General features: G+C 72.5%; 20 protein-coding genes. 12 read left to right on the forward strand and 8 right to left on the reverse strand.

Translation table 11 applies throughout. From position 1 onward, the window contains the following. Window positions 1–27 precede the first annotated feature (27 nt). Window positions 28–501, forward strand: coding sequence for a hypothetical protein (locus tag ACFV9T_RS27840; protein WP_385444987.1), 474 nt, complete (start codon window positions 28–30; stop codon window positions 499–501). A 9-nt stretch (window positions 502–510) separates the two neighbouring features. Here ACFV9T_RS27840 and glgX read toward each other — a convergent pair whose 3' ends face one another. After that, window positions 511–2,649 carry a glycogen debranching protein GlgX gene (glgX, locus tag ACFV9T_RS27845; RefSeq protein ID WP_385444989.1) on the reverse strand — a complete coding sequence of 713 codons (2,139 nt, stop codon included), beginning with the start codon at window positions 2,647–2,649 and terminating at the stop codon, window positions 511–513. 313 nt (window positions 2,650–2,962) lie between these two features. Here glgX and ACFV9T_RS27850 point away from each other — a divergent pair, with 313 nt between their 5' ends. Beyond that, the gene (locus tag ACFV9T_RS27850; RefSeq protein ID WP_385444991.1) at window positions 2,963–4,213 is read left to right on the forward strand and encodes an SAV2148 family HEPN domain-containing protein; all 1,251 of its coding nucleotides are present in this window, start codon (window positions 2,963–2,965) and stop codon (window positions 4,211–4,213) included. Between the two features lie 121 nt (window positions 4,214–4,334). Further along, window positions 4,335–5,330, forward strand: coding sequence for an aldo/keto reductase (locus ACFV9T_RS27855; RefSeq protein ID WP_385444993.1), 996 nt, complete (start codon window positions 4,335–4,337; stop codon window positions 5,328–5,330). Here ACFV9T_RS27855 and ACFV9T_RS27860 read toward each other — a convergent pair. Further along, on the reverse strand, window positions 5,284–6,153 hold the full coding sequence (locus ACFV9T_RS27860; protein ID WP_385444994.1) for an ABC transporter ATP-binding protein: 870 nt from the start codon (window positions 6,151–6,153) through the stop codon (window positions 5,284–5,286). The genes ACFV9T_RS27855 and ACFV9T_RS27860 overlap by 47 nt on opposite strands. Beyond that, window positions 6,150–6,878, reverse strand: a complete 729-nt coding sequence (locus ACFV9T_RS27865) for a FadR/GntR family transcriptional regulator (RefSeq protein ID WP_385444996.1) — start codon at window positions 6,876–6,878, stop codon at window positions 6,150–6,152. Before ACFV9T_RS27865 ends, ACFV9T_RS27860 begins: the two co-directional genes overlap by 4 nt. Window positions 6,879–7,022: 144 nt before the next feature. Between ACFV9T_RS27865 and ACFV9T_RS27870 the strand changes: the two genes are divergently transcribed. Both ACFV9T_RS27870 and ACFV9T_RS27875 read left to right on the forward strand, forming a co-directional pair. Further along, on the forward strand, window positions 7,023–7,745 hold the full coding sequence (locus ACFV9T_RS27870; protein WP_385444998.1) for a 3'-5' exonuclease: 723 nt from the start codon (window positions 7,023–7,025) through the stop codon (window positions 7,743–7,745). A gap of 63 nt (window positions 7,746–7,808) precedes the next feature. Next, window positions 7,809–8,390 (forward strand): TIGR03086 family metal-binding protein, encoded by a 582-nt coding sequence (locus tag ACFV9T_RS27875; protein ID WP_385444999.1) that lies wholly within the window; start codon window positions 7,809–7,811, stop codon window positions 8,388–8,390. A gap of 491 nt (window positions 8,391–8,881) precedes the next feature. On the opposite strand, the gene ACFV9T_RS27880 is transcribed toward ACFV9T_RS27875, so the two are convergent. Next, window positions 8,882–9,787, reverse strand: a complete 906-nt coding sequence (locus tag ACFV9T_RS27880; RefSeq protein WP_385445001.1) for a phosphotransferase enzyme family protein — start codon at window positions 9,785–9,787, stop codon at window positions 8,882–8,884. 499 nt (window positions 9,788–10,286) lie between these two features. Here ACFV9T_RS27880 and ACFV9T_RS27885 point away from each other — a divergent pair, with 499 nt between their 5' ends. From ACFV9T_RS27885 to ACFV9T_RS27895, 3 genes are read left to right on the forward strand one after another with little or no spacing between them, the layout of a single operon-like run. After that, window positions 10,287–11,237, forward strand: coding sequence for a carbohydrate ABC transporter permease (locus tag ACFV9T_RS27885; RefSeq protein ID WP_385445003.1), 951 nt, complete (start codon window positions 10,287–10,289; stop codon window positions 11,235–11,237). Then, the gene (locus ACFV9T_RS27890; protein ID WP_385445005.1) at window positions 11,234–12,088 is read left to right on the forward strand and encodes a carbohydrate ABC transporter permease; all 855 of its coding nucleotides are present in this window, start codon (window positions 11,234–11,236) and stop codon (window positions 12,086–12,088) included. The genes ACFV9T_RS27885 and ACFV9T_RS27890 overlap by 4 nt, the downstream gene beginning before the upstream one ends. After that, window positions 12,088–13,356, forward strand: a complete 1,269-nt coding sequence (locus ACFV9T_RS27895) for an ABC transporter substrate-binding protein (protein ID WP_385445007.1) — start codon at window positions 12,088–12,090, stop codon at window positions 13,354–13,356. Before ACFV9T_RS27890 ends, ACFV9T_RS27895 begins: the two co-directional genes overlap by 1 nt. On the opposite strand, the gene erm is transcribed toward ACFV9T_RS27895, so the two are convergent. The 3 genes from erm to ACFV9T_RS27910 form a co-directional block, all read right to left on the reverse strand. After that, on the reverse strand, window positions 13,316–14,176 hold the full coding sequence (gene erm, locus ACFV9T_RS27900) for an ErmE/ErmH/ErmO/ErmR family 23S rRNA (adenine(2058)-N(6))-methyltransferase (RefSeq protein ID WP_385445009.1): 861 nt from the start codon (window positions 14,174–14,176) through the stop codon (window positions 13,316–13,318). The genes ACFV9T_RS27895 and erm overlap by 41 nt on opposite strands. 175 nt (window positions 14,177–14,351) lie before the next feature. After that, entirely contained in the window at window positions 14,352–14,513 is a 162-nt protein-coding gene (locus ACFV9T_RS27905) for a hypothetical protein (RefSeq protein WP_385445011.1), read from the reverse strand. 208 nt (window positions 14,514–14,721) lie between these two features. Then, a complete protein-coding gene (locus tag ACFV9T_RS27910) occupies window positions 14,722–17,022 on the reverse strand; it encodes an MMPL family transporter (RefSeq protein WP_385445013.1) in 2,301 nt (766 codons plus the stop codon). 347 nt (window positions 17,023–17,369) lie between these two features. Here ACFV9T_RS27910 and ACFV9T_RS27915 point away from each other — a divergent pair, with 347 nt between their 5' ends. The 4 genes from ACFV9T_RS27915 to ACFV9T_RS27930 all read left to right on the forward strand — a co-directional run bounded on the left by ACFV9T_RS27915 (window position 17,370) and on the right by ACFV9T_RS27930 (window position 21,017). Further along, on the forward strand, window positions 17,370–18,590 hold the full coding sequence (locus tag ACFV9T_RS27915) for a S8 family peptidase (protein WP_385445015.1): 1,221 nt from the start codon (window positions 17,370–17,372) through the stop codon (window positions 18,588–18,590). 147 nt (window positions 18,591–18,737) lie between these two features. After that, window positions 18,738–19,061 carry a cupin domain-containing protein gene (locus ACFV9T_RS27920; RefSeq protein ID WP_385445017.1) on the forward strand — a complete coding sequence of 108 codons (324 nt, stop codon included), beginning with the start codon at window positions 18,738–18,740 and terminating at the stop codon, window positions 19,059–19,061. 68 nt (window positions 19,062–19,129) lie between these two features. Then, complete coding sequence (locus ACFV9T_RS27925; protein ID WP_385445019.1) at window positions 19,130–19,765, forward strand: disulfide bond formation protein DsbA; 636 nt, start codon at window positions 19,130–19,132, stop codon at window positions 19,763–19,765. Between the two features lie 85 nt (window positions 19,766–19,850). Further along, window positions 19,851–21,017 (forward strand): serine hydrolase domain-containing protein, encoded by a 1,167-nt coding sequence (locus ACFV9T_RS27930; RefSeq protein ID WP_385445021.1) that lies wholly within the window; start codon window positions 19,851–19,853, stop codon window positions 21,015–21,017. Window positions 21,018–21,135: 118 nt separating this feature from the next. Here the strand turns inward: ACFV9T_RS27930 and ACFV9T_RS27935 are convergent, their stop codons facing one another. Continuing rightward, a complete protein-coding gene (locus tag ACFV9T_RS27935) occupies window positions 21,136–21,333 on the reverse strand; it encodes a Scr1 family TA system antitoxin-like transcriptional regulator (protein WP_385445081.1) in 198 nt (65 codons plus the stop codon). Between the last annotated feature and the right edge of the window lie 18 nt (window positions 21,334–21,351).

Here is a 21,351-nt window from a genome sequence, read left to right on the forward strand (position 1 = left end):
TCACCGTCGAGCTGGGGGAACGCGCCCGTGCCGAGTCGGCAGCCGATCTGTTCGCCACCGTGCCTCTCCCGGGCGCAGCGCGCCGTCGCCGCCGTGCTCTGGCACTACACGGCGGCGCCGGTGGCCAGACCGTATTACGTACGCGGCTGCGTCCCGGAGGAGGACGAGCCCGCGGTGACTGTCGCCCTGTGGACCGGCCCCCGGGCGCGGGACAAGTTGAACCTCTTCCTCTACGTCCCGCTCGTCTCCGACGGCCTGTCCGTACCGGCGGCGCGGGTCGTGGCGGGCCTGATGGGGCTGGGCCGGGGAACGCACATCTTCGGCTTCAGCGGCCGCCGATTCGACGGCAAGCGCGTCCTCAGCGGCCGCCACCTGGTGCAAGGGCAGGACGGCGTGCCGTGCCTGTGCGGGGGCGGGGACAGGGACAGGGGCGTAGGCGAGCAGCAGGGGGCACGCGGGTTCTACTTCGCGCGCCCGGGAGAGCTGAAGCGCTACCACTGAGGCTCGGCCTCACGCCGGGCGCTGCAGGACCATCAGGCTGCGGTCCACCAGGGTCAGCCGGTCGCCCGCGGCGACCTTCTGGCCGCTGCCCGGCTCCACGCCCTCCGGGACCGCCGTGTCCACGATGACCTGCCACTGCTTGCCGTGGTCGACGGGCACGACGAAGTCCAGGGGCTCGTGGTGGGCGTTGAACAGCAGCAGGAACGAGTCGTCGGTGATGCGCTCACCCCGCACCCCCGGCTCCGAGATCGCGCTGCCGTTGAGGAAGACGGCGAGGGACTTGGCGTGGACGGCCTGCCAGTCGCGCTGGCGCATCTCCTCGCCCTCGTGGGTGAACCACGCGATGTCGGACAGCTCGTCGTGGGTGCCCTCCACCGGGCGGCCGTGGAAGAAGCGGCGGCGGCGGAAGACCGGGTGGTCGCGGCGGAGCCAGATCAGCGAGCGGGTGAAGCGGAGCAGTTCCAGGGCCTCCCGGTCCTCCTCGGCGGCGTCCTTGCCGGGGAGGGGCCAGCGGACCCAGGAGGTCTCGTTGTCCTGGCAGTACGCGTTGTTGTTGCCGCCCTGGGTGCGGGCGAACTCGTCGCCGTGGCTGAGCATGGGCACGCCCTGGGAGAGCATCAGGGTCGCGATGAAGTTGCGCATCTGGCGGCGGCGCAGCACCCGCACCTGAGGATCGTCGGTCTCGCCCTCGGTGCCGCAGTTCCAGGAGCGGTTGTAGCTCTCGCCGTCCTGGTTGGACTCCCCGTTGGCCTCGTTGTGCTTCTCGTCGTAGCTCACCAGGTCGCGCAGGGTGAAGCCGTCGTGGCAGGTGACGAAGTTGACGGAGGCCAGCGGGCGGCGGCCGTCGTTCTGGTAGAGGTCGGAGGAGCCGGTGAGCCGGGAGGCGAATTCGGCCAGGGTGCGCGGCTCACCGCGCCACAGATCGCGCACGGTGTCCCGGAACTTTCCGTTCCACTCGGTCCACAGCGGCGGGAAGTTCCCCACCTGGTAGCCGCCCTCGCCGACGTCCCACGGCTCGGCGATCAGCTTCACCTGGCTGACCACCGGGTCCTGCTGCACCAGGTCGAAGAACGACGAGAGCCGGTCGACCTCGTGGAACTGGCGGGCCAGCGTCGCCGCCAGATCGAAGCGGAAGCCGTCCACCCGCATCTCGGTCACCCAGTACCGCAGCGAGTCCATGATCAGCTGGAGTACGTGGGGGCTCCGCATCAGCAGGGAGTTCCCGGTGCCGGTGGTGTCCATGTAGTACCGCCGGTCGTCGGTCAGCCGGTAGTACGAGGCGTTGTCCAGCCCCCGGAAGGAGAGCGTCGGGCCCAGGTGGTTGCCCTCGGCGGTGTGGTTGTAGACGACGTCGAGGATGACCTCGATGCCCGCCTGGTGCAGCGCCCGCACCGCCGACTTGAACTCCAGCACCTGCTGCCCCCGGTCGCCCCAGGACGCGTAGGCGTTGTGCGGGGCGAAGAAACCGATGGTGTTGTAGCCCCAGTAGTTGGCCAGCTCCGCGTCGACCAGCCGGTGGTCGTGGACGAACTGGTGTACGGGCATCAGCTCCAGCGTGGTGACGCCCAGCTCCGTCAGATGCTCGATGATCGCCGGGTGGGCCAGCGCCGCGTACGTCCCGCGCAGCTCGTCCGGCAGCCGCGGATGGCGCATGGTCAGGCCCTTCACATGGGCCTCGTAGATGACCGTGCGGTGGTAGTCGGTGCGCGGCGGACGGTCGTCGCCCCAGTCGAAATACGGATTGACCACGACCGAGGCCATCGTATGGGGGGCCGAGTCCAGGTCATTGCGCTTGTCGGGGCGGTAGAAGTGGTAGCCGTAGACCTCCTCACCCCAGTCGATCTTCCCGCTGATGGCCTTGGCGTACGGGTCCAGCAGCAGCTTGGCGGAGTTGCAGCGGTCGCCGTGCTCCGGTTCGTACGGGCCGTGGGCCCGGAAGCCGTAGCGCTGGCCCGGCATGATGCCCGGCAGATAGGCATGGCGGACGAACCCGTCGGTCTCGCGCAGCTCGACCGCGGTCTCCGAGCCGTCGTCGTGCAGCAGACACAGTTCGATCCGCGTGGCGGCCTCGGAGAACACCGCGAAGTTGGTTCCGGCGCCGTCGTACGTGGCGCCCAGGGGATAAGCGTGTCCCGGCCAGACCTGCATACGCCGACTCTTCCACTTCTTCTCCCGGGGCCGCGAGCACCGCGGGCCCCGGCCCGGAACCGACCGACGACGCATCCTTTCCCAACTTCGGCGGGAGAACGGCGGTTTCGGTGGAACTTCCGCGCAGGGGAGGCAACCTACGGCCATATCGGTTCGCCCTACCGGGTGACATCACGTCTTCTGCACTCCGCCATCACAACCGCCCCGCCGAAGAGGAAGGTTGAATCTCAGGTCGAACCGGAGTGTCGCACCGCCCCCTCCTGAGCAGTAGTCTGCGGTGATCGTTGGAGCGGGGGCGGAAGGCGGTGCACAGGTGAGCTCGGGCGGGCTGGAGCTGCCCCCTGGTGACGGAGGTCCCGGGGGTGACGGCTCCACCGAGGCACCCCCCGGTGCGGTGTCCCTGGTGCGTCCGATGGAGATCGGAGCGGAACTGGACTGGGGCGCGGACGCCTGGGACGAGGTGCGGACGCGCGCACGCCGGGCCGGGCGGGCCTACATCTGGCTGAATCTGGTCGAACAGCGGCTGCGCGCGGTGGTCGGCGCGGTGCTCCGGCCGATCTACGAACCCGTCCACGGCGACGACTGGGTCATCGCCGCCGCCGGGCCCGCCGGTCAGGAGTGGGTGCAGCGGGCCGTGGCGGTACGGGAGGTGAGCCGCCGCAAGGGCTATCTGCTCGACCCGGCCGACGACAACGTGCTCAGCTTCCTCACCCTGCCCCAGCTGCGCGAACTCCTCGTCCAGCACTGGCCGTGCTTCGAGCCCTATCTGGACGACCGGCGCGAGGTGGAGCTGGCCCTGGACGAGCTGGAGGTCGCCCGTAACGTCGTCTCCCGCAACCGCGCCCTGTCCGGGACCGTGCTGGCCCAGGCCGAGCGCGCCTCGGCCCGGCTGCTGGAGATCCTGGGCAGCGGCACCGGCTCCCCGTCCACCGACCGGCTGCCCATCGACGCGGTCGAGGACCTGGTCGGCGACCGGTACGCGGATGTGGTGGGCGTCCATTCCGACCGGGTGCGGCTCCAGCGGCAGCTGCCCGTCGAGGACCTGTTCGCGGGCGCCCGGCGGCTGGACGCGGTCGGCATCGGGCTCAACCTGCTGGTCCAGAACTACTCCGGCCGCCGCCTGGTCCGGCTGGCCGAGGCCGGGTGCCGGGCCCGGCTGCTCTTCCTCAACCCCGCGAGCAGCGCGGTGCGGCGGCGGGAGCGCGAGCTGGGGCTGAAGAAGGGCGAGCTGAGCCGCTCGGTGGAGATGAACATCCTCCATATGCGCCGAGTGCGCGCCGCCCTGCGCGACCCGGGCGCCTTCGAGATCCACGTCTTCGACGAGACGCCCCGCTTCACCGCCTACCTGGTCAACGGCGACGGCTCGGACGGCCTCGCGGTCGTCCAGTCGTACCTGCGCAAGGCCCGGGGCATGGAGGCCCCGGTCCTGGTCCTGCGCGGCGGCGGCCGGGGGCGCGAGGTGGTGCGCGAGGGGCGCGACCCGGAGGAGGGCGACGCCGGGCTCTTCGGCACCTACCGGGACGAGTTCGAAAGCGTCTGGGCGGACTCCCGGCCGGTGTCCTGACCCCTGCCCCCTGCCCCCTGCCCCCTGCCGCCGGGCCGCGATGTCCTCGCCGACGAGTCCTGCCACGAGGTCGGGACGGCGCTTGCCTTTGTGTGCGCTCCAACTCCTATCGTTCACCGGCATGGAGACCATGGGGCACAACAGGACGCTGGGCCGCAGTGGCATCGAGGTGAGCGCCCTCGGCTTCGGCTGCTGGGCCATCGGCGGTGAGTGGTGGTCCGCCGAGGGGCAGCCGCTGGGCTGGGGCAGGGTCGACGACGAGGAGTCCGTGCGGGCCATCCGGCGCGCGCTCGACCTCGGCGTCACCTTCTTCGACACCGCCGATGTGTACGGCACCGGCCACAGCGAGCGCGTGCTCGGCCGTGCTCTCGGGAAGCGCCGCGGCGATGTCGTGCTCGCCACGAAGTGGGGCAATGTCTTTGACGAGCGCGCCCGGACCCGCGACGGCCAGGACGACTCGCCGGAGCACGTACGCCGCGCCCTGACCGCCTCCCTGCGGCGCCTGGACACGGACCACATCGACCTGTACCAGCTCCACATCTCCGACGCCGACCCCGAACGCGCCGCCCGGCTCCGCGACGTCTGTGAGGAGCTGGTGCGCGAGGGGCTCATCCGCGCGTACGCGTGGAGCACCGACGACCCCGATCGGGCCGCCGTCTTCGCCGAGGGCCCGCACTGCACCGCCGTCCAGCACCGTCTGAACATCCTCCAGGACGCGCCTGAGCTGCTGGCGCTCTGTGCGGGGTCGGACCTCGCGAGCATCAGCCGCAGTCCCCTCGCGATGGGGCTGCTCACCGGCAAGCACGCAGCCGGGCGCGCCCTGGAGAGCGGGGACATCCGCAACGCTCCGCCCGCCTGGCTGCCGGGGTTCACCGCGAACGAAGGCGCCGACCCGGTCTGGCTCCAGCGGGTCGACGCCCTGCGGTCCGTACTCACCAGCGACGGCCGCACCCTCGCGCAGGGCGCCCTCGCCTGGATCTGGGCCCGCGACCCGCGGACGGTCCCCATTCCCGGGTTCCGTACGGTCGCCCAGGCCGAGGAGAACGCGGGCGCGATCGCCAAGGGGCCGCTCAGTCCCGGGCAGCTGGCCGAGGTGGACCGGATCCTGGGTCGGTGAGCGCTTCGTCGGCGGCCGGGTGAGGGGACCGTACGGTACGGGCCGTCCAGCGGCCGTCGGTGCGGGTGATGTGGACCGGGTGGTCGAAGCACTTGGTGATGTGGTCGGTGGTCACCACCTCGTCCACGGCTCCCGACGCCAGGCACTGGCCGTCGCGCAGGAGCATCGCGTGGGTGGTGGACGCGGGCAGCTCCTCCAGGTGGTGGGTCACCAGGACCGTGGCCAGGTCCGGGTGGGCGAGGCGGAGGGCGTCGAGGCTGTCCAGGAGTTGTTCGCGGGCGGCCAGGTCGAGGCCGGTGGCCGGTTCGTCGAGCAGGAGCAGCCGGGGGCGGGGCATCAGGGCGCGGGCGATCAGGACGCGGCCGCGCTGGCCCTGGGAGAGCGTCGGCCAGCGGGCGTCGAGCTTGTCGCCGATGCCCAGGGTGGTCAGCAGGTGCTCGGCCCGTTCGCGCTGGGCGGGGTCGGGGTGGCGGCGGGGGACCGGCTCGACGGTGTTGGTCAGCCCGGTCAGGACGACGTCCCGCGCCCGCAGCGGGGAGCGCAGCGGATGCCGGGGGTCGACATGGCCCACGTACGCCCGCAGCTCGCGCAGGTCGACCCGGCCCAGGGTGCGCCCGAGCACTTCCACCGCGCCCCGGGTGGGGTGGGCGTGCGCGCCGAGCAGGCTGAGGAGGGTGGATTTGCCCGCGCCGTTGGGGCCGAGCAGGGCCCAGTGCTCGCCCTGGCGGACGGTCAGCGAGACGGAGCGCAGCAGCGGGGTGCCGTCGCGGACCACGTCGACGTCGTCGGCCTTCAGGACGGGGGCGTGTCCGGCGCTGGTCATCGTTCCTCCTCGGCGATCAGTGTCATCACGGATTCCAGGTTCTTCACGGTGGCGGCGATCGCGGCGTCCGGGTCGCCGTCCGCCAGGGCGTCCAGCAGCGCCGCGTGGGCGCAGGTCAGATCGGGCAGCCCGGTCTCGTGGACGACCATCTCGACCAGCTCCTCGCGCAGCACCGGCAGGACGGAGGTGAACAGGCCGAGCAGCACGGCGTTGCCGGACAGCTCCACGACCGTGCGGTGGAAGGCCAGGTCGGCGTCGACGAAGGCGGCGGGCCCGGCTCCGGCCGCCTTCTGGCGGCGCTTCAGGTCGTCGGTGAGCCGGGCGATGTCCTCGGGGTGTACGCGGCGGGCTGCGAGCCGGGCAGCCTCGACCTCGAGCGCCCGGCGCACCTCGTAGACCTCCAGCAGCCGGGCGCGGCGCAGCAGCTGCCGTACGTCGCGGGCCTCGCGGGCCTCGCGCGGCTCCTCGGCGGCGTAGGTGCCCGAGCCGTGGCGTACGTCCAGCAGGCCGTCGTGGGCCAGCAGCCGGACGGCCTCGCGCACCGAGGAGCGGCCGACGCCCAGTTCGGCGGCGAGGGTGACCTCGCTGGGGAGCCGTTCGCCGGGTCGCCAGCGGCCCTCGCCGAGCATCGCGCGCAGCGCGGTCTCGACCTGCGGCACGACGCGGCCGTGCCGCAGTGGTGAGGCTTGCGCCATCTCGTCCCTCCCGGCGCGGTTGTTGATCATGTCCGATGACTTCGCGGACTCTAGCAGAAGTCCTCAGACGTCTGAGGAGTTGGCCCGTGGCGTCCCGTCCCCCGGCCTGTTGTCAGTGGTGCGTGCGAAGGTGACGGCACCTGGGGGAAGCACAACAAAGGGAGGGCAATCGCCATGGGCTGGCACAGGGAGCTGCTGATCGGGTTCGATCTGGAGACCACGGGCACGGACCCGAGTACGGCACGGATCGTGACCGCCGCGGTGGTCGAGGTGCGCGGTGGGGAGCCGATCGGGCGGCATGAGTGGCTGGCCGTACCGGAAGTGCCCATTCCGGACGATGCGGTGGCCGTGCACGGGATCACCAACGAGCGGGCGGCCGCGGGCCGCCCGGTGCGCGAGGTCGCCGACGAGATCGCGGACGTACTGGTGGCGCACTGGCGCACGGGTGCGCCGGTGGTGGCGTACAACGCGGCGTTCGATCTGAGCCTGCTCGCCGCCGAGTTGGACCGCCACGGGCTGCGCTCGCTGAGCGAGCGGCTGGGCGGCGCGCAGACCGGCCCGGTCGTGGATCCGTACACGATAGACCGCGCCGTGGACCGCTACCGCAAGGGCAAGCGCACGCTGGAGGCGGTCTGCGGGGAGTACGGGGTGGCGCACGAGCGCGCCCACGAGGCCGGGGCGGACGCCCTCGCCGCGGTGCGCGTCGCCTGCGCGCTCGCCGAGCGCCACGGGCAGGTCGCCGGGCTCGACCTGTGGGAGCTGCACCGCAAGCAGGTCGGGTGGTACGCCCACTGGGCCGCCGACTTCCAGTCCTGGCTGCGCCGCAAGGGCACCCCGGACGCGGTCGTGGACGGCGGCTGGCCGCTGCGGGAGGCGCGGGCGGCGGTGGGCCGATGATTTCCGGCCGCCCGGCCGGTCCGTACAGATGAGGGGGAACGGACCGGTGAAGGAGAGCGAACGATGACCGACCAGACCTCGCGCATGGACCTCGGCCCCGCTGCGGCCAGGGTCACGGCGCTGCTCAGCGGCGTCTCGGACGACCAGCTCGGGTCGCCCACGCCCTGCCCGGCGTACTCCGTGGGCGACCTGCTCGACCACTTCATGGGGCTGGCCATCGGCATGCGCCAGGCCGCGGAGAAGGCCCCCGGCGAGGACCCTGGCCAGGGACGGGCCGGGCGGTTGGCTTCCGACTGGCGCGAGGAGCTGCCCCGGCGGCTGGACGCGATGGCCGCCGCCTGGCGCGACCCGGCCGCCTGGCAGGGCACCACCCAGGCCGGTGGCGTCACCCTGCCCGCCGAGGTCATGGGCATCGTCGCGCTGGACGAGCTGGTGATCCACGGCTGGGACCTGGCCCGTGCCACGGGGCAGCCCTACGACTGCGCTCCGGGCTGCGCGGAGGCGATCGCCGGATGGCTGTCGGCGTTCCCGGACGAGGAGCAACGGGGCGAGGCCTTCGGAGCCGTCGTCCCCGTGCCGAAGGACGCACCCGCCCTGGACCGCGCCATCGGCCTCAGCGGCCGCGACCCCGCCTGGTCGCCGTGACGCGTGCACCTCGCGCCCCACGCCGGGCCCGCGCCCTGTGCTGGGCTCGCGGCCCACGCCGGGCTCGCGTCCGGCACGGCGTCGCGCGGTGCGAGCAGGCACCTCCCGGCGCCCGCGTGGCACCGAGCGGTGCTGGACAGGGCACCTCCCGGCGCCCGCACGGCGCCCGCACGGCGTCTCCCGGCGCCCGGCGGCTCGCGGCGTCCGCACGGCGTCTCGCGGTGCCTGCGCGGCGTCTCGCGGTGCCTGCGCGGCGTCTCGCGGCGTCCGTACGGCGCCTCCGCGCGCCTGGCGCGGCGCTTCGTGGGGCGTGGCGCGGCCTCTCCCGGCGCCCGCGCGGTGCCTCGCGGCCGCGCGTTCCGCGCCCCCCGGCTGCGCCCGAGTTGGCGCAGGCGCGCCTGGAGGTTGCTGGCCCGTTCGCTGGGTCTGTGGTGGCGGAGGCGGGGGCGGGCTTTCGGTCTGGTGCCGCGGGCCCGGGTGCCCCCGGGCGCTCAGAAGGCGTGCCAGCGCACCGCTTCGTCGCCGTCCCGCAGTGAGGCGACGCGGCGGCGGAACTCGGTCAGGGCCGCTGGGTTGCCCGGGGCGTGCTGGGCCACCCACGCGCAGCTCGCCGTCTCCCGCGCGCCCCGCAGCACCGCGCACCCCGGCCACTCCCGCACGTCCCAGCCGTACGCTGCCGTGAACTCGTCGTACGCCGCCGCGCCCAGCCCGTAGCGGTCCCGGGACAGGGCCATCACGACGAGGTCGTGCTCGCGCAGGTCGGTGGCGAACGTCTCCAGGTCGACCAGGACCGGGCCGTCCGGTCCGATGTGCACATTGCGCGGCAGCGCGTCGCCGTGGATCGGGCCGGGGGTCTGGTGCGGGGTCAGCTCGGCCGTGGCGGCGGCGATGTCGTCCCGGCGGGCGCGCAGGTACGCGGCGTCCGCCGGGTCGATCGCCTCCCCGGCCAGCCGCAGCCAGCGCTCGACCCCGCCCAGCAGGTCGCGGCGCGGCAGCGCGAGGTCCGGCGGGGCGTCCGGCAGGGCGTGTACCTGCCGCAGCAGCGCGGCGAGGTCGCGCGGTTCGGCGGGGCGCTCGGGCGGGCGGAGCTGCTGCCAGTAGGTGACCAGGTGGCCGTCGTACGCGAGCGGCTGCTCCGGGCCGAAACGGCGGTCCGGGCGCACGGCGGGCACTCCCTCCCGGGCCAGCCAGTCGGCGACCCGCAACTCCCGCGCCGCGCGCTCCCGTACGGCCAGGTCGCGGCTGACGCGGACCACCAGGGCGAGGTGGTCGAGGGCGAAAACGGCGTTCTCGCCGAGTGCCAGCAGCCGGGCCCCGGCGGCGCCGCCCGTGCCGTGCGGCAGCGCGGCGTCGAGCACCGCCCGCGCCCGCTCCTCCGTAAAACCCGCGTCCGCCACGCCGTACCTTCCCGAACCTTGCCCAACGGGCCGAACCGCCCGTCCCGGACCGCCCAGTCTCGCACCCGGCCGCGCACCGGTCTCACCCGTCGCTGGGCGATCCGCGGCGCGGCGAGCCGGTGCGCCGACACCGCCGAAGCGCATCGCATCCCGCCCCGGCAGCCACCGGCACTGACGCGCCGCCCGCCCGCGACGCGTACACCTCCGATCGCGTCGGCGGCGCGGGCTGCGGTTCGGGGTATTCGGCCGCGAGGTCGACCGCCTCCAGGATGACGGCGCCTCGTTGCGCTGGATCACCACGTCGTCCGCGTAGCAGGTCTCGATGCCCGATGCTGGCGGCCAGTCCGCGCAAGGGTCCGGCCGCCCACGGTGTCCGGGCCGTGGTCGCGGGCCCGGACACGCGGATCACCCCGGCGGCCACCCCCGCAGTGCCCTTGGCCGGAGGCCGAACGGCCCCGCGTCGCCGGGGTCCTTGACGGCGCCGTGTGCCGTCCGCACGATGACGGGCGTGACATCCACGACCGCGACGACGCGGTCCGACAAGCCTCCGGCTCGCGGGCCGGACGGCGGCGGCGTCCCCGCCGCGCGGCGGGGGCCCGGCAGCGGCCACGGCGCGTGGTTCCTGGTGCTGCCCGCGCTGCTGCCGATCCTGCTGCTCAGCGTCGGCCCGCTGCTGTACGGGATCGCGCTGGCCTTCACCGACGCCCAATCGGGCCGCACCGAGCCGACCCAGTGGACCGGGCTGCTCAACTTCCAGGACCTGGCCCGCGACACGCTCTTCTGGGAGTCGTTCCGGATCGGCCTGGTGTGGGCGGTCGCGGTGACCGTTCCGCAGTTCGTGCTGGCCCTCGGGCTGGCGCTGCTGCTCAACCAGAACCTCCGCTTCCGCTGGCTGGCGCGGGCCCTGGCGATCGTGCCGTGGGCGATGCCCGAGGTCGTGGTCGGCATCATGTGGCGGCTCGTCTACCACCCCGACGCGGGCCTGTTGGGCGGCGCGCTGGGCACCGACCGGGACTGGCTCGGCAGCCTCTCCACCGCCCTGCCCGCCGTGATCGTGGTCGGCATCTGGGCCCGGCTGCCGCAGGTCACGGTCACGCTGCTGGCCGCGCTCGGAGGCGTACCGCGTGAACTGCACGAGGCGGCGGCGATGGACGGCGCGGGCGCCTGGCGCCGCTTCCGTACCGTCACCTGGCCCGCCATCAGGCCGGTGGCGCTCGCGATCAGCGCGCTCAGCCTCATCTGGAACATCAACTCCTTCGCGCTGGTCTACGTCCTGACGGGCGGCGGACCCGGCGGGCGCACCCGGCTGCCGATGCTGTTCGCGTACGAGGAGGCCTTCCGCTACGGGCAGTTCGGGTACGCGGCGGCGATGGGTTGCGTGCTGGTCGCGGTCGTCTCCGTGCTGCTCGCGGTCTTCCTTGTCGGCAGGCTGAGAGGGGACGACGCATGAAGCGGGCCGCCGCGCTCCGCAGGCGGCGGGCCGCCCGCGCCGGGCAGTATCTCGCCCTGCTGGGCTATCTCGTCTTCCTCGCGTTCCCGCTGCTGTGGCTGCTGTCCACCGCGTTCAAGCCGCCGCGCGAGCTGGTGAGCCCGGACCCGAGCTGGTTCCCCCTCGACCCGACGCTCGACAACTTCCGCCAGGCGTTCGACGAACAGCCGCTGCTGCGGGCGGCCGCGAACAGCCTGACCGCATCCGTCGCCGCCGCGGCCATCACCGTCGTCATCGCGACCCCGATGGCGTACGTGATGGCCCGCCACCACCGCTCCGCGCTGTCCCGGGCGGCCACCGGCTGGGTCGTGGTCAGCCAGGCGTTCCCCTTCGTCCTGGTGATCATCCCGCTGTTCCTCGTGCTCAAGAACCTGTACCTGATCAACTCCCTGACCGGCCTGATCATGGTGTACGTGGTGTGGTCGCTGCCGTTCGCGCTGTGGATGCTCGCGGGGTACGTCCGGGCCGTGCCGGGCGAGTTGGAGGAGGCCGCGGCCGTGGACGGGGCGGGACGGCCGCGCATCCTCGTCTCGGTCGTCATGCCGCTGCTGGCGCCCGGCCTCGTGGCCACCGCCCTCTTCGCCTTCATCACCGCGTGGAACGAGTTCTTCTTCGCGCTGGTTCTGCTCAAGACCCCGCAGAAGCAGACCATGCCGGTCATCCTCACCCACTTCATCGGCGCGGAGGGCGTCGCCGACCTCGGCCCGCTGGCCGCCGCCTCGCTGCTCGCCACGCTGCCCTCGCTCGTCCTGTTCGCCGTCATTCAGCGGCGGATCACCAGCGGGACCCTGGCCGGGGCGGTGAAGTCCTGATGCGCCGCCGCACACTGCTGACCAGCACCGCCGCTGTTCTCGCAGCTGGATGCGCGCCCTCGCGCCGCCGGGCCCGCGGCGGAAAGGTGACCCTCCGCTTCCAGTCACTCGCCTGGCAGAAGGAGTCCGTCGACGTCAACAAGCGGCTCGTGGCGGAGTGGAACGCGGCCCACCCCAGGATCCGGGTGGACTACGTCCAGGGCAGCTGGGACAGCGTCCACGACCAGCTCCTCACCTCCTTCGAGGGCGGCGAGGCGCCCGACATCATCCACGACGCCGCCGACGACCTCGCCGACTTCGCGTACGGCGGCTACCTCGCCGATCTGCGCGGGCTGCTGCCGGACCGGCTGCGGGACGACATCCCGGCCCGCTCCTGGGCGACCACCACCTTCGGCGACGGCGTCTACGGGGTGCCGTTCCTCCAGGAGCCGCGCGTGATCATCGCCAACCGCGCGCCGCTGGAGCGCGCCCGGGTACGGATCCCGACCGTGCGCGAGCCCTGGAGCTGGGCGGAGTTCGAGGACGCGGTAAGCGCGCTCACCCGGGGCGGGACGTACGGGGTCGCCTGGCCGCTCAAGGAACCCGTCGCCGCGACCCTCGGCCTCGCCCTCTCCACCGGCGGCCGGGTCTTCCACCGGGGCGCCGATGGCAAGGTCACCGTCCGCTTCGGCGCCGCCGACCAGCGCGTCCCGCGCGCCATCGCCCGTACGGCGGCCAAGTCCACGCTCGGCATGGGCGGTTCGGACACCCTCCCCGGCTTCTTCGGCGGCAAGTACGCCATGGTGCCGCTCGGGTTCTCCTACCGTCAGCAGATCGTCCAGCAGGCACCCAAGGGCTTCGCCTGGACGGTGCTGCCCGCCCCCGCCGGGCCCGGCGGGCGCGGGCAGCGTCAGGGCGTCAGCCCGCAGACCCTGTCCATCGCCGAGGACAGCCCGTACAAGGAGGAGGCCGCCCGCTTCCTCGACTTCCTGCTGCGCCCGCGCAACATGGCGCGGCTCGCGCTCGGCGACTGGATGCTGCCGACCGGCACCGGCGCGCTGCGCGACCGGGCGCTGCACACCACCGAGCACGGCTGGGCGACCGGCACGGCCCTGGCCGCCCAACTGCGCCCGGCCCCCGCCCTGTCGGTGCGCGGCTATCCGGAGTGGAAGGACAAGGTGGCCACGCCCGCGCTCCAGGAGTACTACAGCGGTGCCATAGGAATGGAAGGACTCAGGAAGCGGCTGGTCAAGGACGGGGGCCTGGTGCTCGCCCGGTACCAGCGCTAGGGCCCGGCTGGAACCCTGGCGGGGTCAACTCCCGTACGAGCGCCACCCATTGCCACGGGGCCACCTGGGCCACCACCACATCCCGCGCCAGCCCCGCCCGCCGGAACGCGGCGGCCAGTCGCCGGGCGGGGCAGTCCCGCCGCAGTGACGCGTAGAGCGACCCGCCGACCCCGGAGAAGCCCAGCTCCACCAGGCGCGCGTACGCCGCCCGCTGGCCCGGGTCGGCCAGCAGCGGCCCCGGGCGCCGGGTCAGCCGCAGAATCCCGCCGTCCACCCCCGGCACCGGCCGGAACGCGGTCCGCGCCACCCGCCCGCACAGCCGCCACTCCACCTCCGGCCAGGTCCGTACGGTCAGCAGACTCCACCGGCCGAAGTCCCCGGTGCGCTTACGGGCGTACTCCAGCTGGGTGAGCAAGGTGGCGGAGGTGAGCCCGGGCGCCCGCAGGGCCCAGCCGACGATCTCGGCGGTGCGCGCGTAGGGCACATTGCCCACCAGGGCGAACGGCTCGCGTGGCGGCGCGGAGGTCAGAAAGTCCTGGTGGACGACGCGCACCTGGGGATACGGGGTGAGCCGCCTCCGCAGCCCCGGGACGAGATGGCGGTCGATCTCGTAACTGATCAGCGCACGGCAGCGCGGGGCCAGCGCCTCGGTGAGCGCCCCCTTGCCCGCACCGACCTCCACCAGCAGATCGGCGGGGCCGGGGCGGGCGGCGCGGACGACCCGGGCGACGGCGCCGGGGTCGGTCAGGAAGTTCTGCCCGTACGCGCGCCGCGCCTCATCGCGCGCGGTACGGGGGTGTTGGTGTCGGTTGCGGGCCACGGCCACGGTCCTTTCGGAGCCGGGCGGGCGGCGAGGGCACACGGACGAGCGGGCCCGGCCGCCCGTCCGGAATGGGTGATTCCTGGACTGGCGGGGGCCCTGGCCACGGGCACGCGGAAGCGGGTGTAGCGAAGACAAGCGGAGACTGAGGACGAGCGGTTCGGACCCTCAGGTCTCAGCGGCTCGGCGTCAGAAGGGGCGCGTCCGGTCCGGCCAGGGCACCGGGGCCGCGCCGCGGGCGGCGGATGAGCGGGACATACGCGAGCACACGCGCCGCCGCGGCACAGCCGCGGGTGGTGAGGCGGGTGAACACGCCGATGCCGGGACTGCCGCCCATCGGTGTACTCCTCCCGTGCGCGCGTACGCGAACGACGCGTATGCGGATCTCCGCTGTTTCCCCGGCACCGTACGGACGGGCCGGCGCGGGCCGCAACGGGTTTTCCCGGCAGACCCGCCACCGCCCCACGGACCCGGCCGCGCGGCTCATGAGGAAGCCGCGCGGCCGGTTCAGGTTCAGGTCACGGAAGACGGAAGGAGCGAGGGCGTCAGACCCCGGCGTGCCGGTGGCGGTCGTCCAGGTCCGCGCCGGGCACCGCACCCACCGGGACGGGGGCGGGCGGTGTGGCGAGCGCCGCCTCGTCGTGGGTCAGGTCGGGCAGCCACCGCAGCCACTTCGGCAGGTACCAGTTCCGCTCGCCCAGCAAGGCCATCACGGCGGGCAGCAGCACCCCGCGGATCACGGTGGCGTCGATGAGGACGGCGGCCGCCAGCCCCACGCCCATCTGCTTCATGGACTGCATCGACAGCGTTCCGAAGATGGCGAACACCGCGACCATGATGACGGCGGCGCTGGTGACCACGCCCGCCGTGGTGACCACGCCGTGCACCACCGCGTCCCGCGTGGTGCGCCCGGCCAGCCGCGCCTCGCGGATCCGGGAGACCACGAACACGTGGTAGTCCATGCTCAGCCCGAACAGGATCACGAAGAGGAACAGCGGCAGCCACGACACGATCGCGCCGACGCCCTCCGCCCCGACCAGCCCCGCGCCCCAGCCGTGCTGGAAGACGGCGGTGAGGATGCCGTACGCGGCGCCCACCGACAGCAGGTTGAGCACGATGGAGGTGACGGCGATGGTCAGCGACCGGAACGACATCAGCATCAGCAGGAAGGCGAACACGACGACGAAGGCGAAGACCGGCGCGATCGCCGAGCCGAGCTTGTCGTTGAAGTCCTTGTTGGCGGCGACGGAGCCGCCGATCGGCGCGTCCACCCCGTCCACCGTGCCGAGCGTCGCCGGACGCACCTCGTCCCGCAGGATGTTCAGGCTCTTCTCGGCCCTGCCCTCGTCCGAGCCGCCGGTCAGCGGGACCGACACGATCGCCAGGTTCCGCTTCTCGTGGAAGGCCACCGTGACCGGGCCCGTGGAGGCGCCCTTGGCGACGGCCTCGGTACGGAAGCGGGCGATGGCGCCACGTACCGGCGCGGCGTCGATGTCCTCGGCCTTGACCACGACCTGGGCCGGGTCAGGGCCGCCGGGGAACGCCTTGTCCATGTGCCGGTACGCCTGGACGATCGGCATGGAGTCGCCGAACTCCTGGTCCAGCGTCAGGTTCGCGGTGTTCATGCTGACCGCCGGAGCGGCGATGGCGATCAGCGCGCCACCGGCCAGCGCCAGCGACAGCTTCGGCCTGTGCAGCACCCGGCCGAGGACCGCGCGCCACACCCGGCTCTCGCCGTTGCCCTTCCGCTTGGCGCGGGACACGAACGGCAGCTTGCCCTTCTCGACCCGCTCGCCCAGCAGCGAGAGCAGCGCGGGCAGCACCGTCACCGAGCCGACCATGGCCACGGCCACCACCATCAGGGTGGCGAGACCCATCGCCTGGAATTCGGTGAGGCCGGTGAAGAGCATGCCCGCCATCGCCACGATGACCGTGACACCGGAGACCAGGATGGCCCGGCCGGAGGTCGCCGCCGCGATCCGCAGCGCGGTCTCGGCGTCCCGCCCGGCGGCCCGCTCCTCGCGCTCCCGGCGCAGGTAGAACAGGCAGTAGTCGACGCCGACGGCCAGACCCACCAGCAGCATCACCGAGTTGGCGGTGTCGTTCATGGGCATCCAGTGGCTGACCACCGCCACCAGACCGGTGGTGGCCAGGAACGCGGTCATCGCGAGCGCCACCGGCAGCAGCGCGGCCACCAGCGCGCCGAAAGCGATCAGCAGGATGCCGAGCGCCACCGGCACCGCCGAGTACTCCGCCTGCGCGAAGTCGGAGCCGAACGCGTCGTCGAACGCCTTGTCCCCGCTCGCGTCGCCGAACTCCTCGATCCGCAGGGCCTGATGGTCCCGCTGCGTCTTCTCCACCGCGTCCAGCACGGGCTGGATACGGTCCGGCGCGGACTCCGCGTCGCCGCGCAGGTCGAACCGGACCAGCGCGGACCGCCGGTCGGCCGAGATCGCCTTCGTCGCGTACGGGGACTCCACCTCGGTGGCCTCACCGGTGCCGCGCACCGCGGACAGCACCGCGTCGACCGCGCCCCGGAACTCCGGGTCGTCCGCGCTCACTTCGCCGTCCTTCGACTGGATCAGGACGGTTTCCCCGGCCGGTTCGACGATGCCCGCATCGTCCAGAATCTTCACGACCTGCCCGGACTCGCCCGGACGCTCCTCACTGCTGGTCGAATCGACCCGGCCCGTCATCGACCCCACGGCCAGCGCGAGGACGACCAGCAACAGCCAGCCTCCGACCGCCGTCCAGCGGTGCCGGGCGCTCCAGCCGCCCGCACGGGCGGCCAGCCCCCGTGGCCTGTCCAGTCGTCCTGTGTCCCCCACGACGTCCCCTTTTTCCATGGTGGCGACCCCATGCCGCGACCTTGGGACGACGCTAGGGCGCGGGTGTGTCCGGGCCCATCCTGCTGGCCGGTGATACGGGGGGCGGCGGTCTCCACCCCGGGGAGGGGGCTAGCCCTACCCTCCCGGTTCCAAGCCCCTTACAGGTAAAGGGACTTGTCGTGATCGGGCCACGATGACGTTGCATATGTCACACATGGACCAGGATCTTGAATTGCCCGGTTCGATCCGCCAGGGTTTCGTCTCAGCTCGGAGTGATCCGAACACACTCCGGTGCCATCGCGACCGTGTGCGAAAGCACGCGTGCGTGAAATCCCCCCACAACCGCACGAGGAGGATCCCTCGTCATGGCAGTACACAAGCAGCGCAACGCGCGTCGACTCACTCTGGCGATAGCTGCGGCGGGTGCCGTCACCGCCGGTGCCTTCGTGGCCGTCCCGGCCGGGGCCGCCACCGCGAAGCCCGCCGAGGGCACCGTCTACGGAACCCAGGCCACGAACGCCGTCGACGGCAGCTACATCGTCATGCTCAAGGGCGGACAGACCGTCAAGGCCGCCGCCGAGGGCAAGGACCTGGCCGAGCAGTACGGCGGCAAGGTGAGCCGCAGCTACGACTCGGCCGTCAACGGCTTCTCCGCCACCAGCCTCAGCGAGACCGAGGCCAAGCGGCTGGCCGCCGACCCGTCGGTGGCCAAGGTCGTCCAGAACCACCGGTACTCCATCAAGACCACCCAGGCGGACCCGCCGTCCTGGGGCCTGGACCGGATCGACCAGGACGACACCAAGGGCGACAAGAAGTACACCTACCCGGACAGCGCGGGTGAGGGTGTCACGGCGTACGTCATCGACACCGGTGTCCGCGCCACGCACAAGGACTTCGACGGCCGCGTCACCTCCGGCTTCGACGCCATCGACAACGACGATGACGCCGACGACGGCAACGGCCACGGCACCCATGTCGCGGGCACCATCGCCGGTACCGACCACGGCGTGGCCAAGAAGGCCAAGGTCGTGGGCGTCAGAGTCCTGGACGACCAGGGTTCGGGCACGACCGAGCAGGTCGTGGCCGGTATCGACTGGGTCACCAAGAACCACAAGGGCCCGTCCGTCGCCAACATGAGCCTCGGCGGCACCCCGGACGAGGCCCTGGACGCGGCCGTGCAGAAGGCCATCGACTCCGGTGTCACCTTCGGTGTCGCGGCGGGCAACGAGTCCGCCGACGCGAGCGGGAGTTCGCCCGCCCGGGTCGAGGACGCGATCACCGTCGCCTCCAGCACCGACGCCGACGAGCAGTCCGACTTCTCCAACTTCGGCAAGGTCGTCGACATCTACGCCCCCGGCTCGGACATCACCTCCGACTGGAACACCGGCGACGACGCAACCAACACCATCTCCGGTACGTCGATGGCCACCCCGCACGTCGTGGGCGCCGCCGCCGTCTACCTGAGCGGCCACCAGGACGCCAAGCCCGCCGACGTGGCGAAGGCGCTCACCGACGGTGCCACCGCCGACAAGATCTCCAACCCGAGCGAGGGCACCCCGAACAAGCTGCTGAAGGTCGTCGAGTAAGTCTCATAAGACGCACCTGACAGCACCTGACACACCCGGCCGCCGCGTCCACCCCACTGGGCGCGGCGGTCGGTCGCGTCAACCGGGTACCGGAAGCAACTGGCTGACGTCTTGGGCCCGTTGATCCGCCGTGGCAGCCTGAGCGGCATGAACATCACGGACGGATACGTATGGGCGGCGGTCGAGGACGCGCCGGTGAAGGAGCTGTTCCCGGGCATCCGGCTGCGCCCCCTGTGGGCCGGCGACAACGGTGCGAAGGCCTACGTCGTGGAACTGGACCCGGGCAGCACCTGGGAGGGCCTGGACGTCCACGAACCCGGCCCCGAGGAGGTCTTCGTCGTCTCCGGCACCTTCAACGACGGCCACCGCGACTACCCCGCGGGCACCTTCATCCACGCCCCGGCCGGTTCCTCGCACATCCCGCAGACCACCACCGGCTGCACCCTCTTCGTCTTCTACCCCGAAGGCTGAAATGGCCCACGCGATCGGCGGCGGATTGTCCCTCGGCCGGAGGCCAGTGGCGGATTAGGCTCCCGGCCATGACGACTTCCCACACCGACACCCCCACCAAGGTCGACTTCTACTTCGACCCCGTCTGCCCGTTCGCCTGGATCACCTCCCGCTGGATCCTGGAGGTCGAGCGCCACCGCGCCCTCGACCTCCGCTTCCGGGTGATGAGCCTGTCCGTCCTCAACGAGGGCCGGGAGGATCTGCCGGAGCGGTACCAGGAACTGGTGGCCAAGGGCTGGGGCCCGGTCCGCGTCTGCGTCGCTGCCGCCCAGCAGCACGGGGAGGAGGTGCTGCGGGACCTCTACACGGCCATGGGCACCCGCCTCCACACCGCGGGCACGGAAGAGCGCCCGGACCGCCGGACCGTGATCGAGGAGGCCCTCGCCGAGCTGGGCCTGCCCGCCGACCTGGCCGAGGCCGCCCACTCCACCGCGTACGACGACGCCCTCCGCAAGAGCCACCACGAGGGCATGGACCCGGTCGGCGAGGACGTCGGCACCCCCACCCTCCACATCGACGGGGTGGCCTTCTTCGGCCCGGTCCTCTCCTCGATCCCCCGAGGCGAGGACGCCGTACGGATCTTCGACGGCGCGCGACTGCTCGCGGGCTACCCGGACTTCTTCGAGCTGAAGCGCACCCGCACCGGCGGCCTCGACTTCAGCTGAGCCCGCGGACGGCAGGGGGGAATACCCGGTGTGCGGCCGGGGTTCCGAGGCGACGTCGACGACCCATGGCGATGGAGGAGCACCGGTGCCGGACGAGAAGAACACGCCGCAGGGAACTGTCTCCGAGGGCTTTGAATCCGTGCGGCGGGAATTCGGTGCCGTGGCGGCGGAGGAGGGCGGCGACTACGCCGCCCAATTGGTCGCCTACCTGGGCGGCGAGCGGGTCGTGGACCTGTGGACCGGGCCCGAGATCACGGGTGACTCCCTGACCGGGGTGTTCTCCTCCACCAAGGGGGCCGCCCACCTGGTGGTGGCCCTGCTGGTCCAGGACGGCGTCCTGGACCTGGACCAGCGCGTGAGCCACTACTGGCCGGAGTTCGCCGCCGAAGGGAAACGGGACATCACCCTGCGCGATCTGCTCTCCCACCGCGCCGGAGTGGTCGGCGCCGACTCCGGCTTCCTCCTGGAGGAACTCGCCGACGACCGGGTCATCGCCGAACGCCTCGCCGCCCAGGCCCCGTACTGGCGCCCGGGCACCGCCTTCGGCTACCACGCTCTGGGCATCGGGGCGCTCACCGGCGAGGTGGTGCGCCGTGTCACCGGACAGAGCATCCAGGAGCTGTTCGAGGACCGGGTCCGTTCCCGTCATGACCTCGACTTCTTCCTCGGGCTGCCCGAGGAGCACGAGCCACGCTTCCTCACCACGCTGCCCATGCTCCCCACTCCCGAGCAGCAGGCCCAGCTCGACGCCGCCGAGACCGGCCCGCGGAGCGTGACCGGCATCGCCTTCAACCGCAACCACCCTCAGGCGCCCGACCTCGAAGCCCTGCCCAACGTCCGCGTCATACGCGCCAAGGGCCCCGCCTCCGTCGGCGGTGTCGCCTCCGCGCGCGGCCTGGCCGGGATGTACGCGGCGGCGATCAGTGAACTCGACGGCAGGGCACCCCTCCTCAAGCCGGACACGGCGGCCGCGTTCGCACAGATCCACTCGATCGGCTACGACCTGGTGTCGCGCGCCCACAAGGCATTTGGCCTTGGTTTCTCCGCCACGGGCGACGTCTACCCGCTCCTGGGCCAGGGCGCCTTCGGCCACAGCGGCGCCGCCGGCTCCCAAGCATTCGCCGACCCCCGCAATGGCCTCGCCTACGGCTACAACCGCCGCCGCTTCGCCTTCCCGGGCGGCGCCGCCCCGGAGAACGGGCGGCTCATAGCCGCGGTGCACGCGGCGGCCACATCGGCCCGCCGACGCTAGCGGCTACCCGGCCAGGTGGTCGAACGCGCCTGCCTTGCAGGCGCGTATGAAGCTTCCCAGCCAGGCAGGGGCGACGGAAATGGCCGCAGCGGGGGTGTCGCTCTCGCGAAGCCGTATCTCACCGTCCTGCCGAAAGAGCGAAGGTCAGGGCTTTGTCGAGAAGCGCGCGATACCGTGCCACCTGCGAGTCGGCATCCAGCAGGATCGGGCCGTGCAACACATCGACCTGCACGGTATCGAGCCTCGGTACTGGACCGTATGCGTAGAGCAGGGAGTTCCCGGCACCTCCGAATCCCTCTGCGGTGAACGGGACCACGCGGACGGTGACGCAGAC

It is taken from the genome of Streptomyces sp. NPDC059850, assembly GCF_042731515.1.
Lineage (GTDB): Bacteria > Actinomycetota > Actinomycetes > Streptomycetales > Streptomycetaceae > Streptomyces.